General features: G+C 52.1%; 15 protein-coding genes and 1 pseudogene. 7 read left to right on the forward strand and 9 right to left on the reverse strand.

The genetic code is table 11. The features are described from left to right. Positions 1–956 (forward strand): methyl-accepting chemotaxis protein (locus RAC90_RS19520; protein WP_375124687.1); only part of this gene is annotated, 956 nt, incomplete at its 5' end. Positions 957–1,013: 57 nt separating this feature from the next. Here RAC90_RS19520 and RAC90_RS19525 read toward each other — a convergent pair. Both RAC90_RS19525 and RAC90_RS19530 read right to left on the reverse strand, forming a co-directional pair. After that, positions 1,014–2,288, reverse strand: a complete 1,275-nt coding sequence (locus RAC90_RS19525) for a Glu/Leu/Phe/Val dehydrogenase (RefSeq protein ID WP_033742410.1) — start codon at positions 2,286–2,288, stop codon at positions 1,014–1,016. A 496-nt stretch (positions 2,289–2,784) separates the two neighbouring features. Beyond that, on the reverse strand, positions 2,785–3,666 hold the full coding sequence (locus tag RAC90_RS19530) for a LysR family transcriptional regulator (RefSeq protein ID WP_033742412.1): 882 nt from the start codon (positions 3,664–3,666) through the stop codon (positions 2,785–2,787). Between the two features lie 104 nt (positions 3,667–3,770). On the opposite strand from RAC90_RS19530, the gene budA reads away from it, so the two are divergent. The 4 genes from budA (at position 3,771) to RAC90_RS19550 (ending at position 7,642) form a co-directional block, all read left to right on the forward strand. Then, positions 3,771–4,553: an acetolactate decarboxylase gene (gene budA, locus RAC90_RS19535; RefSeq protein WP_058708889.1), complete on the forward strand. Its 783-nt coding sequence runs from the start codon at positions 3,771–3,773 to the stop codon at positions 4,551–4,553. Positions 4,554–4,568: 15 nt separating this feature from the next. Then, positions 4,569–6,248 carry an acetolactate synthase AlsS gene (gene alsS / locus RAC90_RS19540; protein ID WP_054687844.1) on the forward strand — a complete coding sequence of 560 codons (1,680 nt, stop codon included), beginning with the start codon at positions 4,569–4,571 and terminating at the stop codon, positions 6,246–6,248. 25 nt (positions 6,249–6,273) lie between these two features. Then, positions 6,274–7,047: a (S)-acetoin forming diacetyl reductase gene (locus tag RAC90_RS19545; RefSeq protein ID WP_033742618.1), complete on the forward strand. Its 774-nt coding sequence runs from the start codon at positions 6,274–6,276 to the stop codon at positions 7,045–7,047. Positions 7,048–7,225: 178 nt separating this feature from the next. Further along, positions 7,226–7,642, forward strand: coding sequence for a hypothetical protein (locus tag RAC90_RS19550; RefSeq protein WP_006121976.1), 417 nt, complete (start codon positions 7,226–7,228; stop codon positions 7,640–7,642). A 215-nt stretch (positions 7,643–7,857) separates the two neighbouring features. Here the strand turns inward: RAC90_RS19550 and RAC90_RS19555 are convergent, their stop codons facing one another. Beyond that, a complete protein-coding gene (locus RAC90_RS19555) occupies positions 7,858–8,331 on the reverse strand; it encodes a nuclear transport factor 2 family protein (RefSeq protein ID WP_033742417.1) in 474 nt (157 codons plus the stop codon). 86 nt (positions 8,332–8,417) lie between these two features. Beyond that, positions 8,418–8,852 (reverse strand): 6,7-dimethyl-8-ribityllumazine synthase, encoded by a 435-nt coding sequence (locus tag RAC90_RS19560; protein ID WP_058702527.1) that lies wholly within the window; start codon positions 8,850–8,852, stop codon positions 8,418–8,420. A 431-nt stretch (positions 8,853–9,283) separates the two neighbouring features. Here RAC90_RS19560 and RAC90_RS19565 point away from each other — a divergent pair, with 431 nt between their 5' ends. Then, on the forward strand, positions 9,284–9,991 hold the full coding sequence (locus tag RAC90_RS19565; RefSeq protein ID WP_006121973.1) for a phage antirepressor KilAC domain-containing protein: 708 nt from the start codon (positions 9,284–9,286) through the stop codon (positions 9,989–9,991). 58 nt (positions 9,992–10,049) lie between these two features. On the opposite strand, the gene RAC90_RS19570 is transcribed toward RAC90_RS19565, so the two are convergent. Then, positions 10,050–10,847, reverse strand: a complete 798-nt coding sequence (locus RAC90_RS19570) for a MetQ/NlpA family ABC transporter substrate-binding protein (protein ID WP_375124688.1) — start codon at positions 10,845–10,847, stop codon at positions 10,050–10,052. Positions 10,848–11,086: 239 nt separating this feature from the next. On the opposite strand from RAC90_RS19570, the pseudogene RAC90_RS19575 reads away from it, so the two are divergent. Further along, positions 11,087–11,488, forward strand: a pseudogene (locus tag RAC90_RS19575) (cupin domain-containing protein). Positions 11,489–11,618: 130 nt separating this feature from the next. Here RAC90_RS19575 and RAC90_RS19580 read toward each other — a convergent pair. The 4 genes from RAC90_RS19580 to RAC90_RS19595 are packed head-to-tail and all read right to left on the reverse strand — an operon-like array spanning position 11,619 to position 15,356. Beyond that, the gene (locus tag RAC90_RS19580) at positions 11,619–12,299 is read right to left on the reverse strand and encodes an SDR family NAD(P)-dependent oxidoreductase (RefSeq protein WP_006121971.1); all 681 of its coding nucleotides are present in this window, start codon (positions 12,297–12,299) and stop codon (positions 11,619–11,621) included. A gap of 1 nt (position 12,300) precedes the next feature. After that, the gene (locus tag RAC90_RS19585) at positions 12,301–12,771 is read right to left on the reverse strand and encodes a YhcH/YjgK/YiaL family protein (protein WP_058702529.1); all 471 of its coding nucleotides are present in this window, start codon (positions 12,769–12,771) and stop codon (positions 12,301–12,303) included. A 4-nt stretch (positions 12,772–12,775) separates the two neighbouring features. After that, positions 12,776–13,933 (reverse strand): exo-alpha-sialidase, encoded by a 1,158-nt coding sequence (locus tag RAC90_RS19590; RefSeq protein ID WP_058702530.1) that lies wholly within the window; start codon positions 13,931–13,933, stop codon positions 12,776–12,778. Between the two features lies 1 nt (position 13,934). Beyond that, a complete protein-coding gene (locus tag RAC90_RS19595; protein WP_039339478.1) occupies positions 13,935–15,356 on the reverse strand; it encodes a sodium:solute symporter family protein in 1,422 nt (473 codons plus the stop codon). Positions 15,357–15,423: the final 67 nt, after the last annotated feature.

Here is a 15,423-nt window from a genome sequence, read left to right on the forward strand (position 1 = left end):
AGATGTGTAATAAGAGACAGGTACTGGGGTTATTGTTTAATCGCAAAGTAATGCGCCCGCTTGGTGGCGAACCCGCAGAAGCAGCCCGCATTGCGCTGGCCGTTGCGGAAGGCAAACTCAGCAATGACATTAAGGTCGCGCACGGTGACAACGCCAGCCTGTTTTACGCCCTGCACACCATGCAAAGCCAGTTGCAATCCATTGTGGGCCAGATTAAAGATGCCAGCGCGTCTGTCAGAGAGGGGGCCAGTGAGATAGCCAGCGGAAACCTGGATTTAGCCTCGCGCACCGAACAACAAGCGGCAGCACTGGAAGAGACAGCAGCCAGCATGGAACAAATCAGCGCCACGGTTCGCCTGAACGCGGATAACGCCCAGCAGGCTACGCACCTGACCGGAAATGCGACAACCATTGCCAGCCGGGGCGAAAACCTGGTGGGCCAGGTGGTACAGACCATGTCGCAAATTGATGACAGCTCAAAGAAAATTGGCGATATCACGACCATGATCAACAGCATTGCCTTCCAGACCAATATCCTGGCGCTCAACGCAGCCGTTGAGGCGGCCAGGGCGGGCGAGCAAGGGCGCGGATTTGCGGTAGTGGCCTCTGAGGTCAGAAACCTGGCGCAACGCAGTGCCGGTGCGGTCAAAGACATTGCCGCGCTTATTGAGGAGTCCAGTGCCCGGGTACAAAGCGGCGTCACGCTGGTCAATGAGGCAGGCAAAACGATGCATGAAATGACCCAGGCTGTCTCCTCTGTACAAAGTATCATCAACGAAATCGTTGCCGCGTCAGATGAACAGGCGCGAGGAATTAGTCAGGTGACGATTGCGGTAAATGAAATGGACGGAACAACGCAGCAAAACGCGGCTTTGGTGCAACAAATGTCGGCGGCAGCCAGTTCGCTTGAAGATCAGGCGCAACAGCTGGCCCAGACGGTGCAGCAATTCCGTTAAGCGAAAGCCGCTGAATAAAAACAACCCGCGCACATCGCGGGTTGTTTTTTTACTGGCTTAGCCCGGATAGATACCGCGATCTTTACGGGCCATCAGAATACGCTCACAGGCAACGATATAGGCTGCGGTGCGCAGAGAGCAGTCTTTCTCTTTGGCTTTTTCCCAAACGTGAATCATGGCTTCAGTCATGATTTTATCAGACCGTTTATTAATCTCGTCTTCACTCCAGAAGAAACTGGCCATATCCTGCACCCATTCGAAGTAACTGACCGTCACACCGCCGGCGTTACAGATAACGTCTGGGACCACAATCACGCCACGGTTTGCCAGCACATCGTCAGCATCGGGATAGGTAGGACCGTTGGCACCTTCAAGTACCAGTTTACAGCTCAGGGTCTCAGCGCGTTCACGGGTAATCTGACCCTCAAGGGCTGCCGGAATGAGAATATCCATTTCCGTGTGCCAGAAGGCCTCTTTATCAATGACTTGTGCGCCTTTGAAGCCAGCAATCTGTTTGTTTTCGGCCTGCCATTGCGTCAGTGCATCCATATCAATACCGTCGGCATTGAACAGGGTAGCGGTATGATCCTGAATCACCACGACGCGTGCGCCAGCCTGGCTGAACAGACGTGCCGCTTCACTGCCAACGTTACCGAAGCCCTGAACGGCGACGCGCGCACCTTCAATCTCAATACCGGCACGGCGCGCCACTTCGCGACCTGTAACAAATACGCCGCGACCGGTGGCTTTTTCGCGACCCAGCGATCCACCCAGGTGAATAGGTTTACCTGTCACGACGCCCGTCACGGTGGTGCCCAGATTCATGGAGTAGGTATCCATCATCCAGGCCATAACTTTACCGTTGGTACCGACATCGGGTGCCGGAATGTCTTTTTGTGGACCGATGATGATACCAATTTCGCTGGTATAGCGGCGGGTTAAACGCTCAAGCTCACCTTCAGACAATTTGAAGGGATCTACACGAATCCCGCCTTTAGCACCACCATAAGGCAGGTTCACAGCGGCACATTTGATGGTCATCCAGGCGGAGAGTGCCATGACTTCATTCAGGTCAACATCCGGATGATAGCGGATTCCGCCTTTGCCGGGGCCGCGTGACAGATTATGTTGAACACGGTAACCCTCGAAATGACGAATCGTACCGTCATCCATTTGCAAAGGAATATCAACGATTAAGGCACGTTTAGGATGACGTAACGTATCGATCCAGCGAGAGAGATCGCCCAAATAAGGGGCAACGCGATCGATTTGTTGAAGGTAGGTAGACCAGGCGGATGTACTACTGTCAGACGCGTAAGATAACTTATCCATACAAAACCTTTCTTATCGACGTTATTTATTGTGTTGAGCCGTGGAAACAACACGCTTTTCAGCGCATGTATAATTTATCACTGCCAGAAAAAATATGATGTCGGCCCGGCACGCATTATCGCTATGCTATTTCGATTAACGCTGAATAAGAGTGAATAATAGTGCAGATAAACCGGGTAAAATCCCCGCGCTGGTTGCATAAGAAATGCATAAAAGATGCATAAACTAAAAAATCAGCCATTTATCAGTTCTTTGAGAAGGTTCAAAAAGTTAATTAAATGTTAGAAATGGCATTGACTTTTTTGCACCAACGTGGTGCATTAATTCAGCTAATGCGAATGAAAATTTCATTTATGTGAAAACACAAAGGCAACATGAAATAGCCCCGGTGACGCATCAGGGGGATATATTCGCAGCGCTTATTTCCCCTTTTCATACTGCATCTTTTATTTTTCCCGCTTCGTTTCTGCCACCGAAAGGAGTGATCGCTGAGTGTTTAACGCGCAGGAATGAGTGCTAATAAATGGTTCACGGCCTTGGAGGCATTATTACGCCGCCAGGCAAAAGCGACATCCGTAAAGAGCGTATTCTCTGCAATGTCACGAAAGCAAATGTGGGGATTCTGTACGCAAATCATGGATTCAGGGATCAGCGCAATCCCGCAGCCCGCGCCGACCATCCCCAGCGAAGAGCTGATTTGCGGGGCCTGCTGGAAAGAGGAAGATGAAAAACCTGCCCGTAAACAGGCACTGACAATGAGTTCATACAAACTGGGCGAAACTTCACGTGGAAAAATAATCAACGTTTCGTCTGCCAACTCACTTAGCGCAATGGCCGTTTTATGTTTCAGATGATGGTCGGCAGGCAGTGCCAACACCATCCGCTCGGTCGAAATAACCCGCAAATTAAATGACCGACTGCTTTCACAGGGTAAACGAATAAACGCCGCGTCCAGTAGTCCTTCCTGAAGATCCTGTATCAGTAAAGACATGTTTTCTTCGCGGGTCATTAATTCCAGTGCAGGATAGCGGGCTTTAAAGTGCCGAATGATTTCGAACACACGAGGATTAAACGCCACCGAACTCGCAAAACCTAATGACATTTTTCCGCTCATCCCACGGGCAACGCCTCTGGCTTTCTCTAGGGCATAATCGGCCAGCTGAACAATTTCAATCGCGTCTGTCAGAAAAGTCTTTCCAGCCTCTGTCAGTTCCACACCACGTGTCAGCCGCTTCAACAGCGGGGTACCAATTTCATGCTCCAGGCGCTGAATTTGTTGACTCAGCGGCGGCTGCGAAATGCCCAGTAGTTCAGCCGCTCGGGTGAAGTGTTGAGTCTGTGCGACCGCAACAAAATAACGTAGATGGCGCAGTTCCATATTAAAAACGTCTCAAAGTTAACAGGTTTTGCTATTGGATTCTGTCGGCAAACGGGACCACCATAATGTTAACACGGCTTAACAGTTAACCCATGAGGCATCCAATGAGCAATTTTGTAACTGATTGTTCCTGCGAGGATCAACTTAAAGATACGGTGAACAAACTGCAAAAAAATATGCCAGAAAGTGTTATGTATCAAACCTCTTTGATGAGTGCACTTCTGAGCGGTGTTTACGAAGGTGAAACCCGAATTGCAGATTTACTGCGTAAAGGCGACTTTGGCCTGGGCACGTTCAACCAGCTCGACGGAGAATTGATTGCATTCGACAGCAATGTTTATCAGTTACGGGCGGATGGCAGCGCCCGTCCTGCACATCCTGAGCAGAAAACGCCCTTTGCGGTTATGACCTTCTTTCAGCCTCAGCATAAACACACTTTCGAACGTGCTGTTCCACGGCATGAGCTGCACCAGTTAATTGACAGTGAAATCACCTCGGACAATCAGTTCTGTGCCTTACGTGTCAGCGGCCACTTTTCATCGGTACAAACCCGTACCGTCCCGTGTCAGTGCCGCCCATACCGCTCGATGCCAGAAGTGCTCGGCAATCAGCCCATCTTCGAATTTTCTCATCGCAGCGGTGAGCTTATCGGGTTCCGTACGCCACAGTACATGCAGGGCATTAACGTCGCCGGGTACCACGAACATTTTATCACCGACGACAGAACCGGAGGCGGTCACATTCTCGACTACGTGCTTGAAGAGGGCTCGCTGACCTTTGGCGCCATCAGCAAGCTGGTCATCGACCTGCCGGAAAACAGTGATTTCCTGCACGCCAATTTGACGCCCGAAAACCTGGATGACGCTATCCGTTCTGTCGAAAGCTAATAACGAGGCCTGAATATGAAAACCCTCTCAGATACAACCCTCTGGACCTGCGGCGCCGATCTGGTTGTCGCGCAACTGGAAGCACAGGGCGTCAGCCATGTGTTTGGTATTCCGGGTGCAAAAATCGATAAAGTCTTTGATTCATTGCTGGATTCGTCTGTTCATACCATTCCCGTGCGGCATGAAGCCAATGCTGCGTTTATGGCCGCTGCGGTGGGCAGACTGACCGGAAAAGCAGGGGTGGCGCTGGTCACCTCCGGTCCTGGTTGCTCCAATCTGGTGACCGGTATGGCGACCGCGACCAGCGAAGGCGATCCGGTTGTGGCGCTGGGGGGCGCCGTCAAACGCTCTGACAGCGCCAAGCAGGTCCACCAAAGCCTGGATACCGTCTCTATGTTCCGCCCGGTTACAAAATATGCGGTAGAGGTGACCGATCCCTCCGCCCTGGCTGAATGCGTGTCAAATGCCTTTCGCCATGCGGAGCATGGTCGCGGAGGCGGTGCTTTTGTCAGCCTGCCACAGGATATTGTCGACCAGCCGGTGACGGGCAAAGTCCTGGCCAGCAAAGGCGGTATCACCCTGGGGGCGGCACCCGACGTCATGATTGATGCGGTCAGTCGTGAAATAGCCAAAGCAAAAAATCCGGTGATTCTGCTTGGCCTGATGGCAAGCCAGCCTGAGAACAGCGAGGCCATTCACGATCTGTTAAACCGCAGCCATATCCCTGTTACCAGCACCTATCAGGCAGCAGGCGCGATACGTCAGGAGCACTTTTCCCGTTTTGCTGGCCGCGTGGGTCTTTTCAATAACCAGGCCGGTGACAAACTACTCCAGCAGGCGGATCTGATTATCACGATTGGCTACAGCCCGGTTGAGTACGAACCGGCGATGTGGAATACCGGTAATGCGACGTTAATTCATATTGATGTCGTCCCGGCGGAAACCGACAACCGCTATTTACCTGATGCTGAGTTAGTGGGGAATATCGCGGCAACGGTGGGCAAGCTGGCGACGCGGATAACCTCACCCTTACAACTTAGCCAGCAGGCTGCCAGCATACTGGACGATCGCCAACAACAGCGACAGTTACTGGCGCTTCAGGGGGCCAGTCTGAATCAGTTTGCACTTCATCCCCTGCGTATTGTCCGGGCGATGCAGGACATCATCAACAGTGACGTCAGTCTTACCGTGGACATGGGCAGTTTTCATATCTGGATTGCCCGCTACCTCTACAGCTTCCGTGCGCGTCAAATCATGATTTCTAACGGACAACAAACCATGGGCGTTGCGCTGCCCTGGGCTATCGGTGCCTGGCTTGTCGATCCATCACGTAAAGTGGTGTCGGTATCAGGGGATGGCGGTTTTCTCCAGTCCAGTATGGAGCTGGAAACGGCGGTCAGGCTCAACGCCAATATCCTGCACATTATCTGGGTTGACAATGCCTACAACATGGTGGCGATGCAGGAAGAGAAAAAATATCAACGTGTGTCCGGTGTCAATTTTGGGCCCATTGATTTTAAAGCCTATGCCGAGGCGTTTGGCGCCGCGGGGTTTGCGGTGACCAGCGCAGCTGAACTTGAGCCGACACTGCGTAAAGCAATGGATGTGCAGGGGCCGGCGGTTGTAGCTGTACCGGTGGATTATGCGGATAACCCCCTTTTGATGGGACAACTCCATCTGAGTCAGCTTCTTTAATCACGAAGGAACGGAGGACATGATGATGAAAAATCGAGTGGCGCTGGTAACAGGTGCGGGCCAGGGCATTGGTGAGGCGATTGCGTTACGCCTGGCGAAAGATGGCTTTGCCGTTGCGGTAGCGGATTTTAATTTTGATACCGCTTCTCAGGTCGCGGAAAAAATTAAAAAAGCGCAGGGCAGTGCATTAGCCATCAAGGTTGATGTATCAAAGCGTGATCAAGTTTTTCACGCGGTTGAGCAGGCACGTGAAGTGCTGGGCGACTTTAATGTCATTGTCAATAATGCCGGGATTGCGCCGTCCACGCCTGTTCAGGACATTACGGAAGACATCATTGATAAAGTCTACAACGTCAACGTGAAAGGCGTGATTTGGGGGATGCAGGCCGCGGTTGAAGCCTTTGCAGCGGAGGGGCACGGCGGAAAGATCATTAATGCCTGCTCCCAGGCTGGCCACGTCGGAAATCCTGAACTGGCGATATACAGTTCGAGTAAGTTTGCCGTGCGCGGTCTGACTCAAACGGCAGCCCGGGATCTTGCACCGGCGGGCATTACCGTAAACGGTTTTTGTCCGGGCATTGTCAAAACCCCCATGTGGGCAGAAATTGATCGGCAAATTTCCGAAGCCGCAGGTCAGCCTGCAGGTTATGGTACCGAGGCCTTCGCCAAAAGAATCACACTGGGCCGTTTATCCGAGCCCGACGATGTGGCCGCCTGTGTAGCCTTCCTCGCAGGACCGGACTCGGATTATATTACCGGCCAGTCTATCCTGGTTGATGGCGGAATGGTCTTTAGCTGATCGCGATCAGGCCTGGCACGCTTGTGCCAGGCGACCTCTGTTCAGCCAGGCCGTTTCTCGTTACCCTTCGCATTGCTTACTGACAAAATTCAGAGCATGCCGAGCGCCTGCGGGCTTCCATCATGCTCTGAAATCGCTAAAATAACGTGCTCATTTGTCAGGGAGTCACACAGCCACAATGCGTTATCGTTATCTGTTTGCCGCACTCGCGGTCGCCACTGCCTTGTCAGGCTGCGCCAAAAAGCAGCCTGCCGCCAATCCTGCTGACGCCTTTGCCGAAGGACAAACGCAGATTGATGTCTCTCATGTGATTACGCGTGCTGACGACGGTTCCCATATTTACCTGACCGTAGATGGTAAAGATGCTGGCGAATTGCCGAATGGCGAAAGTAAAGTCCTGCATGTCCCGGCGGGTAAACATGAAGTCGGCGGTTACGTCCGTACCTTATTTGGTCTGGGACGCGTAACCATTGATCCCCTTGAGGTGACAACGTCACCTAACGACGTGAAAAAAGTGGCCTACACGGTGACGCGCAATAAAGCGACCTTTGTTGAGCAACCTAAATCAAACGACGCCGCGCAGGAACAAGGTTAAGGCATCAGGCGGGAGGGTCAGTCCGATGTGACTGACCTGAATTGTCGGCGTGAACAGCCTTGCCGGAACTAAAATGCCCAGGTAGTGGAAAAGTCAGGGCTGCTGTTTACGGCCTGAAGGTGAACGGTTCAGACAATATGGTGCTGTTCTTTTCTGTTTCACCCGACGCGAGAAGGTGCGTCAGGTGGATCTCAGACATGTTTCACGGAAATTGCCTACAGGCCAAGATCACTGAGTGAAGGATGGTCGTCCGGTCGGCGGCCCTGAGGCCAGTGAAACAAACGCTGACTCTCGGCAATCGCCACATCGTTTATGCTGGCGTGGCGCCTGACCATGAAGCCATTCTCGTCAAATTCCCAGTTTTCATTGCCATAAGAACGAAACCAGTTTGCCGCGCTGTCATGCCATTCATAGGCAAACCGAACCGCAATGCGGTTTGAGTGAAAACTCCACAGCTCTTTTATCAGCCGATACTCGGCCTCTCGCTGCCATTTCTCGCGCAAAAACGCCACGATTTCGCTACGTCCGCTCAGGAAGATATCGCGATTTCGCCAGACGCTGTCAGGCGAGTAAGCCAGTGAAACGCGTTCGGGGTCGCGGCTGTTCCAGGCATCTTCGGCCAGACGCACTTTCGTTATGGCCTGTTGTACATCGGTAAACGGTGGTAAAGGCTGGCGTGGGGCTTCCATACTGTCTCCTGAAATAGCGGCACTCTGGATAAGCGCGCCGCCTGGCTGTGATAAACAGACTGTTAAACAGACAAAACCACGTGCGTTTACAGTGAAATGGCGTGAATTTGACGTACTGCGCGTGCCGCTTCTTTGCCTTTTTTCACAAAATGCTCGGTGTAGAAGCGAATGAATTCATCGGCAGGCTGAAAATTATGTGGTGTCAGTGAGACGGAAAACACGGGCACGTTGGTCGCCAGTTGTGCCTGCATGAGTCCGTTCACGACGGCCTGAGCGACAAAATCGTGGCGGTAAATGCCACCATCCACGACCAGAGCCGCACAGACAATTGCATCGAACTTACCGGTTTGTGCCAGGCGTTGTGCCAGTAACGGCATTTCGAAGGCGCCAGGCACATCCCAGGTTTTGATTTCACAGGGCGTGCTGCTGTTGTCCATTTCCTGCTGAAATCCAGCCAGGGTTTGAGAAACAATTTCGCTGTGCCAGCTTGCCTTGATAAAGGCGACTCTTAACGGTTGCATAACTTACTCCAGTCAACGTGACATCCGGTTCCTGAGAGATCGGCAGACGCGCTCATCTTCCCGAATGACTATAAATTCTCTGATGCGTACCATTGCCAGTCACACATCATAAAGACATCGATCCCGCTGCCGGACAGCAGTATCCGGCTGAATTCAGTGATGAATAGCGAACAGTATAAACCGATGTAAACCCCGTGCGCTTACCTTTCACTCGCTTTTGCGGTCTTCCGCGTGTGCCCCGGGTTCCCTGGCAAGGTGAAAAGCACAGGGCCATGCTTTGCGTGCCTCCGGTATCGCGATCGCTGTTCGATTGTGTAACGCATTCCATTTATGATGTTGCTTAAAAATAACACTGGATATTTAAACAGGTAATTGTATAATTATTCCACTGCCCGCTGGGTGTTGTCTGGAATGATTAGGGGGTAAAGCCCATGATGATGTCGACAGAAACTTTCAACGCAACGGATCATGCCATCACAATGAGTAGCCGGGAAATTGCTCAAATGACCGGAAATACACATGGTGAAGTTAAACGGTTAATCAAAAGCCTTGAAACGGCACAGCGCCTGTCCCAGCCACTTTTGGTCAATCTCTATGAACACCAGGGCGAAATGCGCCAGGAATATCACCTGAATAAACGCGATTCACTTCTGGCGGTGGCCCGGCTTTCGCCTGGCTTTACCGCGGAAGCGCTTGATCGCTGGCAGGCGCGTGAAGAACGCGTTCATCTCCCTGATTTCACGAATCCCGCCGAAGCGGCCCGCGCCTGGGCGGAGCAGTTTGAACAGCGCCGTGCTGCAGAAAAGCAACTGGCCGAATCTGCGCCAAAAGCCGCCTTTTTCGACGATTTCGTGAATGTGGACACCGCGCTCGGTTTTCGTCAGCTGTGTAAAATGCTGAAAGTGAAAGAAACGGATTTTCGTCAGTTTCTGCTCGACCGCAATATCATGTACCGTGAAAAGGGCGCACTGACACCACAGCATTACCATCTGCAGGCGGGTTACTTTACCCTGCACGCAGGAACGGCAGAAAATCAGCATACTTTCTCACAGGCGCGGTTTACCACGAAAGGGGTCCGGTGGATTGCCAGCTTATGGGCCGGGCATCTGTCCGCACAAACCAAAGGCGCTGCCGCCTGACGGCACGTTATGCCTGGAACAGGCCGCCTGCTGCGCGGCTTGCCCCAGGCTATCTGATTTACCAACCTTTAATGGCATCGCCTTTATAAACGTCTTCTGCTTTTGCTGCGACCTCAGGAGACTGAAATGCAGCTTTCAGCTTTTGAATCTTATCGCTGTCTTTATTGTCCTGACGTGAAACCAGGGCGTTAACGTACGGCGAAGAGGCGCTTTCCATAAACAAACCATCGCGATGAGCAGATAACCCCGCCTGCGCAGAGAAGTTGGTATTAATAATGGAAAGGGTGACGTTTGGGTCGTCCAGCGTGCGGGTAAGCTGTGGTGTATCCACTTCGACCAGCTTCAGTTGTTTGGGATTATCGGTAATATCCAGCGATGTTGGTAAATAACCCACACCGTCTTTTAGCTTAATCAGCCCCTGAGCCTGTAATAGCAGCAGGCTGCGTCCAAGCGTGGTGGCTTCATTTGATATCGTAATGGTATCGCCATCCTTCAGCTCACTGATATTTTTAATTTTGTGCGAATAGGCAGCGATAGGGAAAACAAACGTTTTGCCCACAACGGCAAATTTATAGCCGCGCTCCTTTGACTGCTCTTCAAGGTAAGGCAGGCTTTGAAAGGCGTTCGCATCCACTTCTTTATTATTCAGTGCTTCATTGGGCAAAATATAATCATTGAAGTTCAGCACTTCAACATCCAGCTGATACTTATCTTTGGCTACTTTCTGTACTTCTTTCCAGATAGCTTCATCAGGACCCGTATTAATAGCCACTTTCACTTTATGATCGTTATCAGGCGAGCAGGCGGACAATAATAATACGGAACTGGCGATTAGCGCCGTCAATAAACCTTTCATATGTAGGGATTCCCATCAGTATTTGATGCCGAAAGCCTAATACAAATTCACGGTATTGCGTACTTACGCGTCGCTATAAGATATAACCATCATGCTCTGATTGGGATAAAAAAACATCAGCGCTGTTATCGCTGTCTCTGCCGCCTTTCAATTGCTGATATTAAGTGTGCTGGCGGATTATCAGCTATTTTTAAACGAGTCACTCAGCCCGGCCCGGGGCGTCATTAACAGGAGAAACGATGTCAGGTGAAAACAGCGATAACGCATCAGCATCAGAAATTAAGGCGGTAACGCTGCTCAAAAGTTGCCAGGCATAGAATGGCCAACATATTGACGCTTATCCGCAGGGACAACCCGAACTGACAGTCATACGCTTAACCCTTCCGGCGCAAACCGCCTTGCCCTGGCATACTCATCCGATGCCCAATGCAGCATTTGTCCTTTCAGGGACGTTAGTGGTGGAGGATAAAGAAACGGGTGAGCAGCAAACTTTTCAGGCTGGTGAAGCGTTGAATGAAACCATCAACAGTGCGCATCGTGGTTTTACGCTGGAAAGTCCTGCTGAGCTGATTATCACGTACGCGGGTGTGAAAGGGCAGGAACTGACCGAACCGCTACCCGGCGAGCCGGAAGAGTTTTAGATCGCTATGCGGGCAAAGCCCGTGACGTAATGTGAATAAAAAAGGGGAAGGGCTCACGTCATTTCACCGGAATAAGCGCGACAGCCGTGGTTAAACCAGCCGGTAAACGCGGGTTTAACCACGCGGCGAATCAGGCTTTAAGTGAAGCGCCTCCACATATCACCAGCTCCTGACCTGTGATGGGAGCAGCGCGTTCACTGAGTAAATAACTCACCAGTGAAGCCACTTCTTCTGGCTGAATCAGGCGTCCCATTGGCGGCAGGATGGGGGCGGATGAGGCCCGTTCAGGTTTGGTCAGCATCGGCGTTTCGGTTGCGCCGGGAGCGACAACATTCACCGTAATCTGCCGAGGAGCCAGTTCCATTCCCCATGAGCGGACCATGCCAACCAGCGCCGCTTTGGTTGCCGCATACTGCGAGCGATTGGCGGCACCGCGCGAGGTACGACTGCCGATAACGACGATCCTGCTGCCTGGCTTAAGCGTTGGCGCAAAGTGATTGATCAGCACTTCGGCTGCGTGAACGTGCAACGACCACAAGCGTTTGCTGGCCGCTCCGTCCAGTTCGCCCAGCGGGGCGGCGACGATCATTCCTGCGGCGTGAATCAGCGCATCCGGCGTTTCAAGCCCGCTGATTGCCGACCTGAGTTGATCGGCATCAGTGAGATCAACGGCGATGCCGTTGAGGTTGGGTAAGGCTGCCTCGCCCTGCGTCCGGCTCAGCCCCGTAACTTTCCAGCCCTTTTGCAATAAATCCTGAGTAATCGCTTTGCCGATGCCAGAACTGTAGCCTGTAACGATAGCGTGACGCATCTCAACCTCCTGACATCGATTTCGGTACCTTAAAGACGGCTTTACGAACGGCTACTGGCGCGCCTGCGGCACACAGGGCCTGATGAGGTTCACCGGGCAAAAAGACCGCAAAGTCTCCCTTACGCAAAGTGATGCTAACCGGTAATGGTTCTGGCTGCGCGATATACAAATCGGGTTTGCGCTCTTCATCTCCGGCCCTGGCAATGGACTGGGCGCCAGCATAAATGACCTCTTCACCCTCCAGCATCACCTGAATGTCAGTCCAAAGATGGTGGTATTCCGTATGACGCAGCGTGGCGTCCTGGGTGGTGGCCTGTTGGATCGTGCAAAACCACGCTGCATTTTCCGGCTGCCATCTACCGATATCCCTTGCGGCCAGTGCTTCAAGAGAACAGTCGGGTAACCGGAGCAGAGCCAGTAAGGATTCGGGTAACCCTGCCAGCGGCAGGGCGTTCAGATTGCCGATAATCATCTGCTTACTCCTTCACCCAGTCGGGTGTGACGCGCGCATATTTAATCGCCTGGCGGAAATAGGTATACGCGATATGTAAGGTACCCTGTGCATCCTGTTTAATGCTCGGGTAGGAAAACTCACGGTTCAGTTTTTCCTGAGAATTGTTTGTCATACAGTAACCGTCACCTTCATCCAGGTTTTTCTGCCACGGCCAGGTTTTGCCGCCATCGGCGGAAATTGCGACAGTCATTGGGGCGCGTGGCGCCCCCCAGAAAGCGCTTCGTCCGGTTGCTTCTGGCTCCTTTCTGCCGTCACCGTCATCGATCTCATCATAGAGTGACGCGCGACGTTCCGTTGCCCCGGCTGCGCTCATGCTATTAAACACCAGCGCCAGTTCGCCACTTTGCAGCGTCGTCACCTGAATTGACGAATTGTTGTTAGGTAACACCGTGGCTTCAGGCGCTGTCCAGCTCTCACCACCATCGGTGGATCGGCTGAGATAGATATTGTCTGCCCAACGGCTGCGGTAAAGGGCAACCAGCGAACCATCCTGCAGGGCAGTGATATTCATATGCACGCACCCCAGGCTTTCCGGCACAACCACATCCCGCCAGCTTTTACCCTGGTCGGATGAAATCTTCACCGCACTGATATCGTCGTTACCCACCCACTTTTCACCCGGCTGTGTGCGGCAGTAAAACACCGGGAGTAACCAGTTGCCGTTTTCCAGCACGGTGATGGGCTGACGGATAAAGGTGCCAGGTTTATCCAGTAACGTGTCAATGGGCCCCCAGGTTTTACCCAGATCGCCAGACTGGCGGTAGCGGACAATCGCCGTATCCTGATTACCGGACAGCTGTGCGGTCCACAATAGCCACAGCACGTTATCGGGCGCGAGGAACAGAACGGGATTCTGCTCAGAACGGGTTGGATCGTCGGACAGTTTTACCGCCTCACTCCAGATATGGCTGCCTGCAGGTAAGCGCGAGCACCAGACAGAGATATCGGCTATGCCTTCCTGTGTGCCGCCAAACCAGACGCAGAGCAGGGAACCATCGTGCAGCGGTAAAATATTGGCGGCGTGGTTCTGTGGGCATGACGAAGGCAGCATTGCGGTAAGTACGCGGTCATCTTTTTCCCATGGCGTCAGGATGCCATCGCGCGTTACGGTTACAATCATTTTATTCTCCTTTTCCTGCGGCAGCTCTGGCGTGTTCAGCCGCTGCGGTTCTGGCTTTGCTGGGGATCATATGGTCAATCGCCATGATCAATGCGGGCGTCAGTAGCGCGATATACATGTTATTAATACCGAACGGATCGCCTGCCAGATACCAGACTGAGGTCACGACACACGCACCAATCAGGCCGGCATTGGCACCGCGAGTACTTCTGTAGAACGGGGCATAGAAGGCAATGACCGCGACAACGGTAATAGACAGGCGAATCGCTCGGGTAAAAAAGGACAGTTTCAGAACTTCAGGGACAAACAGGACAAAGATCAGCGGCAGAAAGCCAATCAGCAGCGACAACCAGCGCGTGGTTTTAAATTCCTGCTCTGTCGTGGGTTTGAAATAAGGCACATAGAAATCCTTCACCACCAGCGACGCGATAGCCAGGGCAACGGTACTGACGCTGACAAATATAGAGGCAACCAGTGAGGTCGTTACCAGACCAGCCAGCCAGGGATTCATATCCTGCAGAAACACCGGCAATGCATACAGGCTGTCGATATTGGGGTGGAGATATTTGGCTGCCACACCGATAACGGCAATCGCCAACGCAATCGGCATACAGAACAGAAAGGCAATCCAGGTCGAGCGCTGCGCCGACTTCACACTTCTGGTCGACGAGATAGCTTGAATGACAAACTGGGTGCAGAAGATCGAGCCAATCGTCCCGATAAGCCAGGCGACAATGGTTGACGCGCCGATATTACCGTCCCAGGTCCAGTAATAAGCGGGCATTTCATTGATCATAGGCTTGAGGCCACCCGTTTGTGACAATGCAAACCAAAGAATAGCCAGGATACCAAAATATTTCAGCGCGCTGTGTAGCATGGTGACCCAGGCGATTCCTTTTAAACCGCCGAAGGCAAAATAGAACGTACTGACTACAGCCGTAATAAAAGCGGCAACCGGCAATGTCACGTGTAATACAGTGGCGATTGCCGCCGCACCACTGACATAATTTCCCACATTGACCAAAAGCAGGGCATAAATCATGATCAGTGAAATAATATTTTTGGTGCTGTTACCGTACTTTTCAGCAATCGCACCCGAGATGGTAATTTTACCCGTATTATAAATGCGTTTTACCAGAATCATGCCAAAAAGGGGAAAGCCAATAGCGGCGCCAATGACTGACCAGGACGCGGCAATCCCACCTTCAAAGGCGGCCTGAGCCGTGCCGATAGTCGATTTTGCACCGATATATTCTGACATCAGCAGAATGCCTACAATAAAGGCTGGCATGGCTCTTGAGCCTTCCATAAAATCGCCCGCGTTTTTACTACGTAAGCGGAATGTCAGCCAGGTGGTAAAAAGAATATATGCCAATACAATGCCGATAATTATCAGGGTGTCCTGAGCGTTGAATGTTTTCATTATAGCCTCAGATAGAGCAAGATAAATTCGGGGAGCGCTTTATGCTCCCGGTATTTAAAATTTATAA

Source organism: Pantoea sp. CS_6 (assembly GCF_041954745.1).
Lineage (GTDB): Bacteria > Pseudomonadota > Gammaproteobacteria > Enterobacterales > Enterobacteriaceae > Pantoea > Pantoea stewartii.

Coding starts and splice junctions, on each gene's coding strand:
- RAC90_RS19525 (WP_033742410.1), bottom strand. CDS start 2,288: ATGGATAAGTTATCTTACGCGTCTGACAGTAGTACATCCGCCTGGTCT.
- RAC90_RS19530 (WP_033742412.1), bottom strand. CDS start 3,666: ATGGAACTGCGCCATCTACGTTATTTTGTTGCGGTCGCACAGACTCAA.
- budA (WP_058708889.1), top strand. CDS start 3,771: ATGAGCAATTTTGTAACTGATTGTTCCTGCGAGGATCAACTTAAAGAT.
- alsS (WP_054687844.1), top strand. CDS start 4,569: ATGAAAACCCTCTCAGATACAACCCTCTGGACCTGCGGCGCCGATCTG.
- RAC90_RS19545 (WP_033742618.1), top strand. CDS start 6,274: ATGAAAAATCGAGTGGCGCTGGTAACAGGTGCGGGCCAGGGCATTGGT.
- RAC90_RS19550 (WP_006121976.1), top strand. CDS start 7,226: ATGCGTTATCGTTATCTGTTTGCCGCACTCGCGGTCGCCACTGCCTTG.
- RAC90_RS19555 (WP_033742417.1), bottom strand. CDS start 8,331: ATGGAAGCCCCACGCCAGCCTTTACCACCGTTTACCGATGTACAACAG.
- RAC90_RS19560 (WP_058702527.1), bottom strand. CDS start 8,852: ATGCAACCGTTAAGAGTCGCCTTTATCAAGGCAAGCTGGCACAGCGAA.
- RAC90_RS19565 (WP_006121973.1), top strand. CDS start 9,284: ATGATGATGTCGACAGAAACTTTCAACGCAACGGATCATGCCATCACA.
- RAC90_RS19570 (WP_375124688.1), bottom strand. CDS start 10,847: ATGAAAGGTTTATTGACGGCGCTAATCGCCAGTTCCGTATTATTATTG.
- RAC90_RS19580 (WP_006121971.1), bottom strand. CDS start 12,299: ATGCGTCACGCTATCGTTACAGGCTACAGTTCTGGCATCGGCAAAGCG.
- RAC90_RS19585 (WP_058702529.1), bottom strand. CDS start 12,771: ATGATTATCGGCAATCTGAACGCCCTGCCGCTGGCAGGGTTACCCGAA.
- RAC90_RS19590 (WP_058702530.1), bottom strand. CDS start 13,933: ATGATTGTAACCGTAACGCGCGATGGCATCCTGACGCCATGGGAAAAA.
- RAC90_RS19595 (WP_039339478.1), bottom strand. CDS start 15,356: ATGAAAACATTCAACGCTCAGGACACCCTGATAATTATCGGCATTGTA.